This is a genomic window from Streptomyces sp. NBC_00388, assembly GCF_036061255.1.
Taxonomy (GTDB): domain Bacteria; phylum Actinomycetota; class Actinomycetes; order Streptomycetales; family Streptomycetaceae; genus Streptomyces.
The window spans coordinates 992,309-1,007,481 of the sequence record NZ_CP107948.1; the positions used below are offsets into that span (position 1 = coordinate 992,309).

Here is a 15,173-nt window from a genome sequence, read left to right on the forward strand (position 1 = left end):
TACCTCCGGTGCCCGGATGCGCGCATCCGGCGCCGCGTGAGGGGCCGAGCGTGGCGTCCGGCCGCCGGCAGGAACCAATTGAGCTCCGCATCGGTTCACTTGGGGTGAGGGGGTACGTTCGATGGCAGCTGCATCACCGTGGGGCAGGGGACCGGACGCATGGCGTTCTTTCTGGGGGAAAGACGCGAGGAAAAAGGTTCCCAATCAACCAAAAGCATACTTAACCCATCAGTCACAGGACGTTCGTGATCACGCAACACCGCTCGGTCACAGTGAGGTCATGACCGATGTGAATCCCGCGAAGAGCGCCCGGCGCCCGCACCACTGGCGCCGGGACCTCATCGAACTGGCCGCCCTGTTCACCGCCGTCGCCCTCGCCGACGCCATCGCCGATCTCGTCGCGCACGGACCCGACGGGCCCTTCCTCCTGGTCGCCGCGGCGGTGGCACTGACCGGCACGGCGGCGTTCCACCTCTGGTGGGCCCAGCGCCACAGTCACGCACCCCCGCCCGGGCGGGACCGCGCACCCGGCGAAGCCGCCACGGCCGGTGCGGACGGCGGCGTGCAAGGGAGCGGCGCCGCCGACGCCACCGGCATCGAGCGGTCGGAGACGACGCTGTGGCGGATGCGCACGACCGTACGGGACGAGCCGGGCAGCCTGGCCGCGCTGTGCACCGCGCTCGCCAGCCACCGGATCGACATCCTGACGCTCCAGACGCACCCGCTCGCCGACGGCACGGTCGACGAGTTCCTGCTGCGTGCCCCCGCCGCCCTCCAGGCGCGGCAGCTCGGCCACGAGGTCGCCGCGGCAGGCGGGCACAGCACCTGGATCGAGCGCGCGGACGCCCACGACCTGGTCGACACACCGACCCGGGTCCTGGGGCTCGCCACCCGCACCGCCCTGGACGCCGCCGAACTGCCGCTGACCCTGCGCCAGCTGCTCGGCCGCTGCACCATCCACTCGCTGCCCGCGGTGTCCGTCAGCGGTGCACCCACCGGGGAGTCCACGCCCGCGGAGGGCGTGCTGGAGGAGCGTGTGATGCGGCTGCGCGACCCTTCCGGCGGGACGATCACGGTCGAGCGGCCCCATCTGCCGTTCACACCCACCGAGTTCGCCCGTGCCCGGGCTCTCGTCGAGCTCGACGCGCGCCTCGGCCCGCGGCTGCCCCGCAGTCAGGATGTCCTCACCCTCCCCGAGGGGAACGAGATCACCGTGCGCAGGGCGGGGCCCGACGACGCGGAGGCCGCCAAGGCGATGCACGACCGCTGCGGTGACCGGACCCTCGGCTTGCGCTACCACGGCCCCGTGGGGGACGCGGACCGCTACCTGGGACATCTGCTGAGCCCGCGCTTCGGCCGCACCCTCGCCGTGCAGACCGCGTCGGGCCGCATCGTCGCTCTCGGCCACCTGCTCTGGGACGGCGACGAGACCGAGGTCGCGCTGCTGGTCGAGGACGCCTGGCAGCGCCGCGGCATCGGCTCCGAGCTGCTCGGGCGGCTGGTCGCGCTGGCCGGGGAGGCCGGGTGCGAGAGCGTGTACGCGGTGACGCAGGCCTCCAACACCGGGATGGTGGCGGCCATGCGCGGCCTCGGGCTGCCCCTGGACTACCAGATCGAGGAGGGGACACTGGTGATCACGGCACGGCTGGCGACGACACCCGCGCACTCGGGTCCGGCACATGAGCTGCCGTACGGCCTTCCCCGTGACCTGCCGCACGGCCCGAACGAGCAGAACGGCCACTGAGGGCCCCGTCCAGGTCGTCCCAGAGATCCTCCACATCCTCCAGACCCACGGACATCCGCAGCAATCGCTCACTCACCCCTGCGGACCGGCGGTCCCCCTCGGCCACGATGCGGTGGCTGATGGAAGCGGGGTGCTGGATGAGGGTGTCGACGCTGCCGAGGCTGACGGCCGGGGTGATCAGCCGCACCCCCGCGATCACCCGGTGCGGATCACCATGCACCTCGAAGGCCACCATGGCGCCTCCCAGCTTCGGATAGTGGACCGCCGCGACCCGGGGGTCGGCGGTCAGCCGGCCGGCCAGCTCCGCCGCCGTGCCGGCGGCCGCCCGCATCCTGACCGGCAGGGTCGACAGCCCGCGCAGCAGCAGATAGCCGGCCAGCGGGTGCAGGACGCCACCGGTCGCGAAGCGCACCCTCCGCAGCACCCCTGCGAACTCCTCGTCGCATGCCACCACACCGGCCAGCACATCGCCGTGCCCGCCCAGGTACTTCGTCGCGCTGTGCAGGACGATGCGCGCCCCGTGTTCCAGGGGCCGCTGGAGCACCGGCGTCGCGAACGTGCTGTCGACGAGCAGGGGCACCGCGCCGCACGAGTGCGCGAGCGCCCGTATGTCGGTCTCGGCGAGCGTCGGGTTGGCGGGTGTCTCGACCATCACCAGACCGGTGTCCGCACGGATCGCGTCGGCGGCCCCGGCCGGATCGGTCCAGGTCACCTCGGTGCCGAGCAGCCCCGCTGTGAGCAGATGGTCACTGCATCCGTACAGCGGCCTGACCGCGACGACGTGGCGCAGCCCCTGGCTCGCCCGTGCGAGCAGAACCGCGCTGAGCGCGGCCATGCCGCTGGCGAAGGCGACGGCGCTCGCGGCGCCCTCCAGCCGGGCGAGCGCCGTCTCGAAGCGCGCGGTGGTGGGGTTGTCGAGCCTGGCGTAGACGGGCGGCCCCTGCGGGCGGGCGCCGGTGGAGGCGAACTCGTCGATCCTGGCCGCCTCCTGTCTGCTGTCGTACGAGGGGTACGTCGTCGACAGGTCGATCGGCACCGCGTGCAGGCCGAGACCGGCGAGGTCCTCGCGTCCGGCGTGCACCGCTTCGGTGGCCAGGGCCCGGGATGTGGTCGTGGCGTCGGTTTCCATGGGGGAACCCTGAACACCTGCCGGGGAGTTCGGGCCCCACCCCGTGTTACGTTCGGCCGATGGCCGAATCTGTCGTACTGGACCCGGTCGATCTGCATCTGCTCCGCCTCCTGCAGAACGATGCCCGGACCACCTACCGGGAGCTGGCGGCCGAGGTCGGGGTCGCCGCGTCGACCTGTCTCGACCGGGTGGCCCGGCTGCGCCGCTCCGGGGTGGTGCTCGGCCATCAACTCCGCCTCGATCCGGCCAAACTGGGGCGGGGACTCGAAGCGCTGCTCTCGGTGCAGGTCAGACCGCACCGCAGGGAGCTGGTCGGTCCGTTCGTGGAGCGGATCCGCGCACTGCCCGAGTCACGGGCCCTCTTCCATCTCACCGGGCCCGACGACTACCTGGTGCATGTGGCGGTGGCGGACGCCGCGGACCTCCAACGGCTGGTTCTGGACGAGTTCACGGCCCACCGCGAAGTCGCCCGGGTGGAGACCCGGCTGATCTTCCAGCAGTGGGACTGCGGGCCGCTGCTGCCCCCGGTGTGAGCTGCCCCGGCGCCCCGGCCGGGAGCCCGGGGCGCCGGAGAACCGCCGGAATCGGAGCACGCGGGGCGGAGAAGCACCGGGGCCGGAGCGTGCGGACCGGAGAAGCGCCGGAGAGTGATGGCGCGGATCTCCCCGCCGTACGAAGATGTCCGCATGTCACAGACTCTCAACAGCCCACTGCCCCGCCAGGTCGCCGACGCGTACGTCGACTCCCTGATCGCTCTCGACCCGATCACCGGTACCTACCTCGGCGTGCGCGAGAGCTCCGCCGGGCTTCCCGACTTCTCCCCCGCCGGGCAGGCGGCCCTCGCCGCGCTCGCGCGGACGACGCTCGCCGCACTCGACGAGGCGGAGCTCAGGCCGGGCGGGGACAGCGACGCCGAGCGGCGGTGCGGCAGGCTGCTGCGCGAGCGGCTCAACGCCGAACTGGCCGTCCACGAGGCCGATGAGGCGCTGCGCGCCGTCAGCAACATCCACTCCCCGGCCCATGCCGTGCGCGAGGTGTTCACCGTGACGCCGACGGAGACCGATGAGGACTGGGCTGCCGTGGCCGGCCGCCTCGGTGGTGTGCCCGCGGCCCTCGACGGGTACCGGCAGTCCCTGGCGCTCGGCCTGGAGCGGGGCCTGCTCGGTGGTCCGCGTGCCACCGAGACCTTCGTCGGCCAGCTCACGGAGTGGGCGGGCACCGGCGCCGACGGGACCGGCTGGTTCGAGGAGTTCGCCGCTGCGGGCCCGGAGGCGCTGCGCAAGGAGCTCGACTCCGCGGCCCGTTCGGCGACGGCCGCGGTGGCCGCGCTGCGCGACTGGGTGCGCGATGTCTACGCGCCCGCCGTCGAGGACGCACCGGACACGGTGGGCCGCGAGCGCTACGCCCGCTGGTCACGGTATTTCAACGGCACCGACCTGGACCTGGACGAGGCGTACGCGTACGGGTGGTCCGAATACCACCGGCTGCTGGCCGAGATGAAGACCGAGGCCGAGAAGATCCTGCCGGGCGCCGGGCCCTGGGAGGCGCTGGCGCACCTCGATGAGCACGGTACGCACATCGAGGGGGTGGACGAGGTGCAGAAGTGGCTCCAGGGGCTGATGAACGAGGCGATGGACGCGCTGGACGGCACCCACTTCGAACTCGCCGAACGGGTACGGAGGGTCGAGTCCCGGATCGCACCGCCCGGCGGGGCCGCCGCGCCGTACTACACGCCCCCGTCCGAGGACTTCTCGCGGCCGGGCTGCACCTGGCTGCCGACCATGGGCGAGACCCGTTTCCCGGTGTACGACCTCGTCTCCACCTGGTACCACGAGGGCGTGCCGGGGCACCATCTCCAGCTGGCGCAGTGGGTGCATGTGGCCGACCGGCTCTCCCGCTACCAGGCGAGCGTCGGCATGGTCAGCGCCAACGCGGAGGGCTGGGCGCTCTACGCCGAGCGGCTCATGGACGAGCTCGGCTTCCTGCCGGACGCCGAGCGCAGGCTCGGATATCTGGACGCCCAGATGATGCGGGCCTGCCGGGTGATCGTGGACATCGGCATGCACCTGGAACTGGAGATCCCGGCCGACTCTCCCTTCCGTCCTGGCGACCGCTGGACGCCGGAGCTGGCTCAGGAGTTCTTCGGGAAGCACAGCGGGCGCCCCGCGGACTTCGTGGAGAGCGAGCTGATCCGCTATCTGTCGATGCCGGGGCAGGCCATCGGCTACAAGCTCGGTGAGCGGGCGTGGCTGCTGGGCCGGGAGAACGCCCGCGCGGCGCACGGTGACGCCTTCGACGCCAAGGCCTGGCACATGGCGGCGCTGTCGCAGGGATCGCTCGGTCTTGACGACCTGGTGGACGAGATCTCGAAGCTCTAGTCCGGCGCGGCTGCGCCGGGACGCACCGCCCGGCGCGGTGGGACGGTGGCCGGGCCCGCGCGTGCAGCGCGGGTCCGGGCGCCTGGCGGCGTCCGCACTCCCCGCGCACGCCGGAGCGGTCAGTGGGCGCGCTTTCTCTGGCTGTGCCCCGTCCCGTACGGGAAGCCCCGTGCCGTCCTGCCCCCGGCTCAGCGGGCGGCTCCCGCGGCGTGGTGGCGGACGGCCGAGCCGCTCTGTTCCTTGACGATCTCCAGCTGGGCCGGGATCCGGCGGCGCAGGTCGCCGACATGGCTGACGATGCCGACGCTGCGGTCCCTCTCGCGCAGCGAGTCCAGGACGTCGAGCACGTCGTCCAGGGTCTGTTCGTCGAGGCTACCGAAGCCCTCGTCGATGAAGAGGGTGTCCAGCCGTACGCCGCCCGCTTCGTCGGTGACCACGTCGGCCAGGCCCAGCGCGAGGGCGAGCGAGGCGAAGAACGTCTCGCCGCCGGACAGGGTCGCGGTGTCGCGCTCCCGCCCCGTCCAGGAGTCCAGGACATGCAGCCCGAGCCCTGAGCGGCCCCGGCCGCCGGCCCGGGCGTCGGAGTGGACCAGGGTGTAGCGGCCGGACGACATGGTCTGCAGCCGTACGGTGGCCGCGGCGGCGACCTGTTCGAGACGGGCGGCCAGGACGTAGGACTCCAGGCGCATCTTCCGTTCGTTGTCGGCCGACGTCCCGGCGGTGAGCGTGGCGAGGCGGGCCACCCTGTCGTACTCGGCACGCAGCGGACCGAGGCCGGTCAGCTCGCCTGCTGCCTGCTGCGAGAGGCGCCCGAGCGTGGTGCAGCGCCCGGCTGCCGCGTCCAGGACCGACGAGGCCTGCAGAAAGGCCCGCTCCGCGGCGTCGAACTCCCCCAGCGCCCCGTCGGGGTCGGCCGCAGGCCGGGCGGCGGCGCCGGCCGCGTCCTCCTCGGCGAGGCGCTCGGCGAGAGCGGCCTCCTCGGCCTGCCAGGCGTCCAGACGGTGCTGCAGAAGGCGCTGTTCGCTCTCCCCCGTCAGTTCGGCCGCGGCGGCCTGCGGGGTGTCGAATCCGGCCCGGAAGGCGGCGTCGGCGAGCCGGCCGTCGGCCTCCTTGAGCCGCTGGGCGGTGGTGTCGACCGCCCGGACAGCGTCGGCCGCCCGGTCGAGGAGCCGCATCCGCTCGTCGAGCCGTGCCGCGTGCTCGGCGACGCAGGACGCACCGCCGCGGGCCCGCACCAGTTCCTCCTCGATCGCCGACTGCTCCCGCTCCAGCGCCTCCAGCCGGGAGGTGCGGGCGGCGGAGCGGCGTTCCGCCTGCTGCTGCGCCGCGGTCCGCTCGGTGTGTTCGCGCCCGGCCCGGTCGCGCTCCTCACGGGCGGCGTGCATCCCGGCTGCCGTGCGGTGCGCCCCGGCGTGGTCGCGCTGCACCTGCTCGACCAGGCAGGCGAGTTCACCGGTGGACGCGGTGCCCGCGCCCGCACGTGCCTCCGCGACCGCCTCGCGGACGCCGGCGAGCGCGCCCTCCGCCTCGGCTCGTTCCCGGTCGGCGCGGGTGTACGTCCCGTACGCCGCTTCCTCCGCTGCCCGGTCCACGTGGCCCGCCCCGGTCCTGGCGGGCGCCGGGTGCTCGGCCGCGCCGCACACCGCGCACGGCTCACCGTCCCGCAGCCCGGCAGCCAGCTCGGCCGCGACACCGCGCAGACGGCGCTCCCGCAGGTCGAGCCAGGCCTCGTGCGCCGTGTTGGTCCGCTCGCGCGCCGCGCCCAGCCGGCTCTCCGCGGCCGTGGCGTCCGCCATGAGCCGGTCGCGGTCGCGGGCCGCGGCCAGACTCCGGCGGGCAGGTTCGAGCTGCCCGGCCAGCTGCTCGGCGCGGGTCGCGGCGTCCTGGGCGGCGTCGATACGGTCCTGGCAGCGGCGGAGCACGGCGTCCCAGCCGGCCAGCCAGTCACCGGCCTCACGGATCAGCTCGTTGTCGGCGTGTGCCTGGCGGTCCAGCTCCGCGCGCTCGGCGGTGATCTCCGCGCTGCGCCGCTCGGCCCGCCGCGCCGCGTCCAGCGCGCCGAGCTCCTGGCTGAGACGGCGCTCCAGGGCGGCCAGCCGGCCGGCTCCGGCGTCGGCCAGTTCGGCGGGGAGATCCTGCTGGGTGCGCTGCCTGGCGCCGACGGCCCCGCGGTGCTCCCGCACGGCTTCGTCGCGCTGGGCCAGCGCGTCGGCGATCCGCTCCGCCCTCCGTGCCAGGTCCAGCCTGGCACGTACCTCCGCACGCTCGCCCCGGCGGGCTTCGAGCTCCCCGGCGCGGCGGCGCGTCTGCTCGAACCGGTCCTGGAGCCGGGCCAGTTCGCGCTGGTCCTCCAGTGCGGTCCGCGCCGCGGCCTGCCTGCTCTCCGCCGCGGACCGCGACACCTGTGCGATACCGAGCCGCTCGCGGACTCCGCTGCGTGCCACCGCCGCCCACGCCAGGACGGCCTCGGCCAGCCCCGGTTCGCCGGGCCGGTCGACGGGCAGCGGCCACTCGTCGGCAGCCGGGCCCGCGGCCTCCGCGATCCGGTGCGCGAGGGTCAGCAGCCGCTCGTCGCCGGCCAGCACCTGGGTCTCGGCCGCGCGGCGGAGCACGGCGAGACGCTCCTCGACCGCGGCGAAGCGCCGGGTGTCGAAGAGCCGCCCGAGCAGCTTTCCGCGCGCCTCCGCGTCCGCGCGCAGGAAACGGGCGAAGTCGCCCTGCGGCAACAGCACCACCTGGCAGAACTGCTCCCGGCTCATGCCGAGGAGCTGGGTGATCTCCTCACCGATCTCCTGATGGGACTTGCTCAGCGACTTCCAGGTGCCGCTCTGCCGGTCGTACTCGCGCAGTCTGCTCTGCGCCTTCTCGGTGACGAACCCGTCACCGCGCTTCTTGGGGCGGGGCTGCGCGGGCAGCCGGGTGACCTCCAGGCGCCGGTCGCCGACGGACAGCTCCAGGGAGATCTCGGTGGGATCGCCGGCCGGGGCGTGATCGCTGCGCAGGGCGGCCCCGGGGCTCTGCCGCGCACCGGGCACCGCTCCGTAGAGCGCGTAGCACACGGCGTCGAGCACCGAGGTCTTGCCGGCTCCGGTCGGCCCGTGGAGGAGGAAGAGCCCGCCGGCGGAGAGGGCGTCGAAGTCGACCTCCTGGCGGGCGGCGAAGGGGCCGAAGGCGGTGATACGCAGGGTGTGCAGCCTCATCGCGCCACCTCGTTCGCCCCTTCGTCCACCCGGACGTCGTCGATGGCGCAGGAGAGTACGCCGCGCTCCGCTGCGTCGGGTCCGGCGCCGCCCCGTACATGGGCCACGAAGTCCTCGGCGATCTGCTGGTCGGTGCGCCCTTCCAGACGCCGGGCGTACGAGGCGGGCGCGTCGCCGGTGCTCCGGTCCGGTTCGAAGACCAGGCTGAGCGTGTGCGGGAAGCGCGCGCTCAGCCTGGCCATCGGCTCGGCCGGCCGCACCGGGTCGGTGAGTGTGACCTCGACCCAGGACTCCTCGTGCCGGTCCAGCGCCGGGTCGTCGAGCAGTGCGTCGAGGCGGCCCCGGATCCGGGCGAGCCGCCGGGGGACGGGGCAGTCGGTCCGTTCGGCGGTGATCTCCCCGCCGGGACCCAGATCGACCAGCCACATCGTCTTGCGGTGGGAGGCCTCCGAGAAGGAGTAGGCGAGGGGGGAGCCCGAGTAGCGCACGCGCTCGGTGAGCCGCTGGCTGCCGTGCAGATGGCCGAGGGCCACGTAGTCGACACCGGAGAAGACTCCGGCAGGTACGGCGGACACCCCGCCGACGGTGATGTCCCGCTCGCTGTCGCTGGGCTCTCCGCCGGCGACGAAGGCATGGGCCAGGACCACGGAACGGGTGCCGGGGGTCCGCCCCGCGAGGTCGGCGCGCACCCGGTCCATGGCGGCGGTCAGCACGGCCTCGTGTCCCGTCCTTGCCGCCTTCAACTCATCACGCACCAGGGCTGGTTCCAGGTAGGGCAGCCCGTAGAGCGCCACATCGCCGTGCCGGTCGGAGAGGATCACCGGGGTGGCGCAGCCGGCCGGATCGGTCCGCAGATGGATCCCCGCCAGCCGGATGAGGCCGGCGCCCACGCCGAGCCTGCGGGCCGAGTCGTGGTTCCCCGAGATCATCACCGTCGCGACGCCCGCGTCGGCGAGCCGGTGCAGGGCCCGGTCGAAGAGCTCCACCGCGGCGAGCGGAGGCACCGCCCTGTCGTAGACGTCCCCGGCGACCAGGACCGCGTCCACCTCGCGCTCCCGCACCGTCGCCACCAGATGGTCGAGGTACGCGGCCTGGGCGTCGAGGAGCCCGACGCGGTGGAAGGACCGGCCCAGGTGCCAGTCCGATGTGTGCAGAAGCCTCACAGCGCCGCTCCGACCTGCATTCTTTCCCTCACTCCACCCGGGAACCTGCGCCGGTACGACGCCGGGCCCCGCCGGTATCACCGACCACGCCGGGCCCCTCCGGCACCCAGCCCCTCACGGACCTCAGTCTGCCACCGGCATCCGGGGCGATGCGCCCGCACGGGGGTAAGCGCTCCGGACGGGCAGTGCCCCGGCCACTCGGCAACCCCCGGCGAGGCGTGCGGCAGCCGTGCTCCGGGCCGCGCGAATGCCGCCGGCGCCGGCGCGGACCACCGGTGCACGGCGGCCCTGCGCCCCAACCGGTGCACGGCGGCCCTGCACCCCAGAAGGACCGCGGGTGCGGGTCAGTGGTCCGGGCGGAGAACGACCCTTCTGCCGTGGAGCCGGCCGGCTTCCATCCGGCGGTGGGTCTCCGCTGCGGAGCTCAGCGGAAGCGTCTCGGCGGCGCGGGGGCGCAGGCGGGCGCCGCCGAGGAAGCTGTTGACCGTGACGGCGGCCTCGGCCAGCTCCGCCGCGGTGGCGTGGGAGATGACGAATCCGACGACCGAGCAGTCCTTCATGTAGAGCGGGCCCGCCGGCAGCACCGGCCGCGACCGGGCCCCCGCGAGCAGCACGATCCTGCCGCGGCGCGCCATCAGGCCCACCGCGTGCGTCAGGTCGTTCTCACCCGCGGTGTCGAGGTATACGTCCACGCCCCGCGGCGTGACGGCCCGGATGTGCTCGAAGAGGCCGGGGTCCCGGTAGTCCAGGACCTCCGACGCGCCGAGCGAGCGGCAGTACGCGGCGTCCCGCGCGCCGGCGGTGGCGACGACCCGGGCGCCCGCCCGGACGGCCATGACCACCAGCGCGCTCCCGACGTTCCCCGCGGCGCCGGCGACGAGGACCGTCTCACCGGCGCGCATCCTGCCGTGGGTGAACAGGGCGAGATAGGCCGTCGCGGCGGGGTGGACCACGGCCACCGCCTCGTACGGGTCGGCGTCCGCGGGCAGGTGGTAGAGCCGGTCGGCCGCCACGACGGCCTGCTCGGCGGCGGCCCCCTGCCGGCCCCCGTGGCCGAGGCTGTTGCTCCACACCAGGTCGCCCGCGGCGAAGCCCGGTGCTCCGCAACCGCTCACGGACAGGGCGGAGACCCGGCCGACCAGATCCCGGCCGATCACGAACGGGAAGGCGACGGGGGTACGGAAGGCTCCCGAGCGGACGAAAGTGTCCACGGGGTTGACCGTGGTGGCGAGCACATCGATGAGGACGTCGGTCGGGCCCGGCAGGGGCGGCGGCAGCTCGCCGTAGCGGATGACGTCCGGCGTACCGAGCTCTTCTATGTAGGCGGCGTGCATGGCCACGGATCCTGGCACGGCGGGCACGGACCGCCGTGGACCGCAGCCGATGTCCGTCAACTCGGCCCCTCCGCAACGCATTCCGGGCCACGCGGCCCGCCCGCGGGCCGGCCGGCTGAACGGCCCCGGCGCTCACCCGGACACCCTTAGGCTCCCGGTGTGGAACTGACAACAGCTGACGTCGTGCCCGGACAGGCCGCCCTGCGCACCGACATAGGCCCGCTCCTGCGGATGCTGCGGCCCGGCCTCACCGAAGCGGCGTTCACGGCCTTCGCCGGGGAGGCACACCGGCAGGGGCTCGTCTTCACCGCCGCCTACGACCCGGAGGGGCGGTGCGTGGGTGTGGCGACGCACCGGACGCTGGCGACGAGCCGCGGCCGGCTGCTCTTCGTCGATGACCTGGTCACCGATTCCCGGGTGCGGTCGGGCGGCGTCGGGAGCCGGCTGATGGAGGAGCTGGAGGCGCGGGCCCGGCGCACCGGGTGCACCCGCATCGAGCTCGACTCGGGGGTGGCCAATCACGGGGCGCACCGCTTCTACCACGCCCACCGGATGGTGATCGCCGCCCATCACTTCGCCCGGGACATCATCCCGGAATGAGCGCCCGGAACCGGGCCTGCGCGACGACTTGACGGACCCGCGCCCCGGCCTTTGACCCGCGGCACGGGGCATCTGCAAGCTTCCGGGCATGGACCGAAGCATCAGTGATGAATCCCCGCTCTTCGAACTCCGCGCCCGTGTGGATGTTTCCGCGGCGCCGGACGATGTGTACGCGATCGTCAGTGATCTGCCGCGCAGCGGCGAATGGAGCCCGGAATGCCTGGGCGGCGAATGGGCCTCCGGGGCGCCGTCATCGGTCGGCGCGGTGTTCCGCGGTGAGAACCTGCGCGAGGAGAGCGTCGTCTCCTGGGCGCCGGTCGTACGGGGAAAGTGGACCACTCATTCGGAGGTCGTCGCGGCGGAGCCCGGCCTGACCTTCCGCTGGGCCATGCGCGACACCGCGGGGCGCAGGCAGCAGAGCGTCTGGGGCTTCGACATCGAACCCACCGAAGGCGGTTGCACCCTCACCCACCATTTCCGTATGGACAAGGCGACCGAGGGAATTCGCGGCATTGTCGCCGGAATGGACGAGCAGGAGAGGCGCCGGTTCTTCATCGAATGGGGCGCCAAGGTGGAAGGCGATCTGGCGGCAACGCTCCAGCGCGTCAAGGCCGTCGTCGACAAGGGCTGAAAAGCTCCGCGTTCACCTCATCGACTCATCTCCTCAACTCTCCGGCCGAAGCAGCGGTATCCATGCGACGGCCGGATTCTTCCGTCCACCGACGAGAGCTTTGGCGGCATGCTTCTACAGCGCACAGGAAATCACGGATTCCGGCTGGGAACGCTTTTCGAGCGGGCGGCGGCCCGGCACCCGGCGAATGTTCTGATACTCGACCACGAACTCGGCATCGCCCCCTCGGCGGGGATGCGGACGACCGTCGCCGAAGTGGCGGACATCGTCGACGACTTCGCCTCCCGGCTGTGGGCCGCGCGGGTGCGGCCCGGTCAGAAAGTGGTCATCCACAAGTCCGACGGGTTCGACATCGTCCTCCTCGCCTGCGCGGTGGCGCGTATCGGCGCCGTGCCCGTGCTGCTCTCCCCGTCGCTGGACGGCGCCACGGTCGCCGAACTGATCCGGCGGGTGGGCAGGCCCTTCCTGGTCACCGACGCGGAGAAGCTCGGGAACGAGCTGCCCGACACCGTCTTCGAGCTGGCCGAACGCGTACTGCTCACCAGCGGGGACCACGAAGGCGCCACCTCCCTGGCCTCGCTGGCGGGGGCCGGCCGTGTCGCTCCGGTGACGCTGCCTCCCGGGCGTCCGGCGCTCATCACGCACACCTCGGGGACCACCGGGACACCGAAGCTCGCCGTCCACACCGGTCACAGCCTCCAGGCGCGCTACCGGCCCCAGTTGCTGGCGGTCGCCCCCATCCTGGTGCGGCGCGAGACCATTGCGCTGCATGTGTCGTTCGTGCACTCCAGGCTGTTCACCGCGCTCGCCATCTCGTTGCTGCGCGGGTTCCCGATCGTCGTCCTCGCCGATTCCGACGCGGGGCGGGTCGGTGATCTCTTCGCCCGCCTGCGCCCCGGCGTCCTGGAGGCGCACCCCAACTCCTTCATGGAGTGGGAGCAGCTGGCGGACGATCCGAGGGGACCGCTGGCGAACGTCAAACTCTTCAGCAGTACCTTCGACGCCATTCACCCGCGGACCGTGCACCGGCTGCTGCGGGCCACCCGGCGTACCGCCCCGGTCTTCGGCCAGCTCTACGGACAGAGCGAGGTGGGCCCGGCCGTGGTGCGTGCGTTCACCCGGCGGCGGGGCCCGGATGCGGACGGACGCTGCGTCGGAATGCCGTTTCCCGGCATGACGGAGGTCCGCGTCGTCAGCCGTGACGGCAGGGCGCCGTCCGAGTCGAGCCCGGGGTACATCGAGGTGCGCAGCGAGGGCCGCATCGTGACCTACCTCGGCGAGCACGACCGCTATGAGCAGCAGCTCTCCGACGGCGGATGGTGGCGGATGGGCGATGTCGGCTACCGCACGAAGTGGGGATGCGTCCACCTCCTCGACCGTGAGGTGGATCTGATCGAGGGGTTCGGCAGCACTCTGGCCGCCGAGGACACCCTGCTGGGCAGACTGGCGGAGCTGAACGAGGTCGTCATCGTGCGCGGCGCGGACGGCACGGCTGTGCCCGTCGTGTGCACCAAGGACGACAGACCGCTGGACGCGGCGGCCTGGGAGGCCGCGGCGGCCGGACTGCCGCCGATGGCCCCACCGGTGCAGCAGCGTCTGGGTGATCTGCCGCAGACGGCCACGACCAAGATCAAGAGACTGGAGCTCGCGCGGCTCCTCTCGGCGGAAGGCCTGCGCCGGTGAGGGAGAACGGAGGGAGCGGGTCGGCGAAGACGGTCGTCGTCGTCGGCGGCGGCATCGGCGGACTGGCCGCCGCACTCGCCGTGGCCGGGCAGGGACATCAGGTGCTCGTCCTGGAACGGGCCGGCCGTTTCGCCGAGATCGGCGCGGGAATCCAGCTGGCTCCGAACGGTCTGCACGCGCTCGACCGGCTCGGCCCGGGTCTTGGCGACGCGGTCCGGGAGACCGCCGTACGGATGGAAGCGCTGCGGTTCATGGACGGGGTGAGCGGCGAACACGTGGCGAGCATGCCCCTCACCTCCCGCTACCGGCGCCGCTTCGGCAACCCGTACGTCGTCGTGCACCGGGCCGAACTGCACGGCCTGCTGCTGGACGCCTGCCGCCGCCACGGCGCGGTCGAACTGCGCGGCGGCAGTGGTGTCGTGGGGTACGAACAGGACGCGGCGAGCGTCACGGTCGTCCTCGACGACGGCCGGAGGGTCAGCGGGGACGGGGTGATCGGCGCCGACGGCATCCACTCGGCGCTGCGCGGGCAACTGGTCGGCGACGGGCCGCCGGTGGTGTCCGGACTCACCGTCTACCGGGCCGTCATCGAGATGAGCCGTGTGCCCGATGAGCTCCGCTCCCCCACCGTGACCTGGTGGGCCGGGCCAGGCTGCCACTTCGTGCACTATCCCATCGCCGGCGGGAAATACCTGAACCTTGCCGCGAGCCGGGACGACGGAGCGGCGGAGGCGTTCGCGGGGGTGCCCGTGACGCGGGAGCGCGTCCGGCGGGAGTTCACGGACCTGGGCGAAGTGCCTCACCGGCTCCTCGACCTGGGCGAGGAGTGGCGGTCCTGGGTGCTCGTGGACCGCGAACCGGTGCGCGACTGGACGGACGGGCGGGTGGCCCTGCTGGGGGACGCCGCCCATCCGATGCTGCACTACGCGGCGCAGGGCGCCTGCCAGGCGCTGGAGGACGCCGTGCTGCTCGGGAGCCTGCTCGGCGCTCCCGGCGGCGATCTTCCCGCGCGGTTGCGGACGTACAACGCGGAACGGCGCGAGCGGACGGCGCAGATCCAGCTTCTCGCCCGCCGGAGTACGCGGTTGTGGCACCCGGCGGGCCCGGCGGCCCGGGCGAGGAACACGATGCTGTCCGCCCTGTCGGAGGCCGAGCTGCACGACCAGGTGGCCTGGATGCACGGCGCCAGGACCTTCGATTCGGCGGACGTGCCGCAAGGCCGGGATCCGGCCGCACGCACCGCCCGGCAGGCGGAAGCATGACCGCACCGCGGCCCGCCCCCCTGATCACCCCCGTCCCTGTGAGATCGGA

Annotated in this window: 11 protein-coding genes; 7 read left to right on the plus strand and 4 right to left on the minus strand. The window is 73.3% G+C overall.

Annotated elements, in window-relative coordinates; genetic code table 11:
* The first annotated feature begins 280 nt into the window (after positions 1-280).
* Positions 281-1,744: a GNAT family N-acetyltransferase gene (locus OG917_RS04505; RefSeq protein WP_328316217.1), complete on the plus strand. Its 1,464-nt coding sequence runs from the start codon at positions 281-283 to the stop codon at positions 1,742-1,744.
* Here OG917_RS04505 and OG917_RS04510 read toward each other — a convergent pair.
* Entirely contained in the window at positions 1,635-2,873 is a 1,239-nt protein-coding gene (locus OG917_RS04510) for a trans-sulfuration enzyme family protein (protein ID WP_328316218.1), read from the minus strand. The two genes, OG917_RS04505 and OG917_RS04510, sit on opposite strands and share 110 nt — an antisense overlap.
* 59 nt (positions 2,874-2,932) lie before the next feature.
* On the opposite strand from OG917_RS04510, the gene OG917_RS04515 reads away from it, so the two are divergent.
* On the plus strand, positions 2,933-3,406 hold the full coding sequence (locus OG917_RS04515) for an Lrp/AsnC family transcriptional regulator (RefSeq protein ID WP_328316219.1): 474 nt from the start codon (positions 2,933-2,935) through the stop codon (positions 3,404-3,406).
* A gap of 153 nt (positions 3,407-3,559) precedes the next feature.
* The gene (locus OG917_RS04520; protein ID WP_328316220.1) at positions 3,560-5,251 is read left to right on the plus strand and encodes a DUF885 domain-containing protein; all 1,692 of its coding nucleotides are present in this window, start codon (positions 3,560-3,562) and stop codon (positions 5,249-5,251) included.
* Between the two features lie 188 nt (positions 5,252-5,439).
* On the opposite strand, the gene OG917_RS04525 is transcribed toward OG917_RS04520, so the two are convergent.
* The 3 genes from OG917_RS04525 to OG917_RS04535 all read right to left on the minus strand — a co-directional run bounded on the left by OG917_RS04525 (position 5,440) and on the right by OG917_RS04535 (position 10,948).
* The gene (locus OG917_RS04525; protein ID WP_328316221.1) at positions 5,440-8,451 is read right to left on the minus strand and encodes an SMC family ATPase; all 3,012 of its coding nucleotides are present in this window, start codon (positions 8,449-8,451) and stop codon (positions 5,440-5,442) included.
* Positions 8,448-9,614, minus strand: coding sequence for an exonuclease SbcCD subunit D (locus OG917_RS04530; protein ID WP_328316222.1), 1,167 nt, complete (start codon positions 9,612-9,614; stop codon positions 8,448-8,450). The genes OG917_RS04525 and OG917_RS04530 overlap by 4 nt, the downstream gene beginning before the upstream one ends.
* A 344-nt stretch (positions 9,615-9,958) precedes the next feature.
* On the minus strand, positions 9,959-10,948 hold the full coding sequence (locus OG917_RS04535) for an NADPH:quinone reductase (RefSeq protein WP_328316224.1): 990 nt from the start codon (positions 10,946-10,948) through the stop codon (positions 9,959-9,961).
* A 159-nt stretch (positions 10,949-11,107) separates the two neighbouring features.
* On the opposite strand from OG917_RS04535, the gene OG917_RS04540 reads away from it, so the two are divergent.
* The 4 genes from OG917_RS04540 (at position 11,108) to OG917_RS04555 (ending at position 15,124) form a co-directional block, all read left to right on the plus strand.
* Positions 11,108-11,548 (plus strand): GNAT family N-acetyltransferase, encoded by a 441-nt coding sequence (locus OG917_RS04540; RefSeq protein WP_328316225.1) that lies wholly within the window; start codon positions 11,108-11,110, stop codon positions 11,546-11,548.
* Between the two features lie 88 nt (positions 11,549-11,636).
* Positions 11,637-12,179 carry an SRPBCC family protein gene (locus OG917_RS04545; RefSeq protein ID WP_328316226.1) on the plus strand — a complete coding sequence of 181 codons (543 nt, stop codon included), beginning with the start codon at positions 11,637-11,639 and terminating at the stop codon, positions 12,177-12,179.
* Positions 12,180-12,287: 108 nt separating this feature from the next.
* Positions 12,288-13,862 carry a class I adenylate-forming enzyme family protein gene (locus OG917_RS04550; RefSeq protein WP_328316227.1) on the plus strand — a complete coding sequence of 525 codons (1,575 nt, stop codon included), beginning with the start codon at positions 12,288-12,290 and terminating at the stop codon, positions 13,860-13,862.
* Complete coding sequence (locus tag OG917_RS04555) at positions 13,859-15,124, plus strand: FAD-dependent monooxygenase (protein ID WP_328316228.1); 1,266 nt, start codon at positions 13,859-13,861, stop codon at positions 15,122-15,124. Before OG917_RS04550 ends, OG917_RS04555 begins: the two co-directional genes overlap by 4 nt.
* The last annotated feature ends 49 nt before the right edge of the window (positions 15,125-15,173 follow it).

Coding starts and splice junctions, on each gene's coding strand:
- OG917_RS04505 (WP_328316217.1), top strand. CDS start 281: ATGACCGATGTGAATCCCGCGAAGAGCGCCCGGCGCCCGCACCACTGG.
- OG917_RS04550 (WP_328316227.1), top strand. CDS start 12,288: ATGCTTCTACAGCGCACAGGAAATCACGGATTCCGGCTGGGAACGCTT.
- OG917_RS04535 (WP_328316224.1), bottom strand. CDS start 10,948: ATGCACGCCGCCTACATAGAAGAGCTCGGTACGCCGGACGTCATCCGC.
- OG917_RS04545 (WP_328316226.1), top strand. CDS start 11,637: ATGGACCGAAGCATCAGTGATGAATCCCCGCTCTTCGAACTCCGCGCC.
- OG917_RS04510 (WP_328316218.1), bottom strand. CDS start 2,873: ATGGAAACCGACGCCACGACCACATCCCGGGCCCTGGCCACCGAAGCG.
- OG917_RS04525 (WP_328316221.1), bottom strand. CDS start 8,451: ATGAGGCTGCACACCCTGCGTATCACCGCCTTCGGCCCCTTCGCCGCC.
- OG917_RS04515 (WP_328316219.1), top strand. CDS start 2,933: ATGGCCGAATCTGTCGTACTGGACCCGGTCGATCTGCATCTGCTCCGC.
- OG917_RS04520 (WP_328316220.1), top strand. CDS start 3,560: ATGTCACAGACTCTCAACAGCCCACTGCCCCGCCAGGTCGCCGACGCG.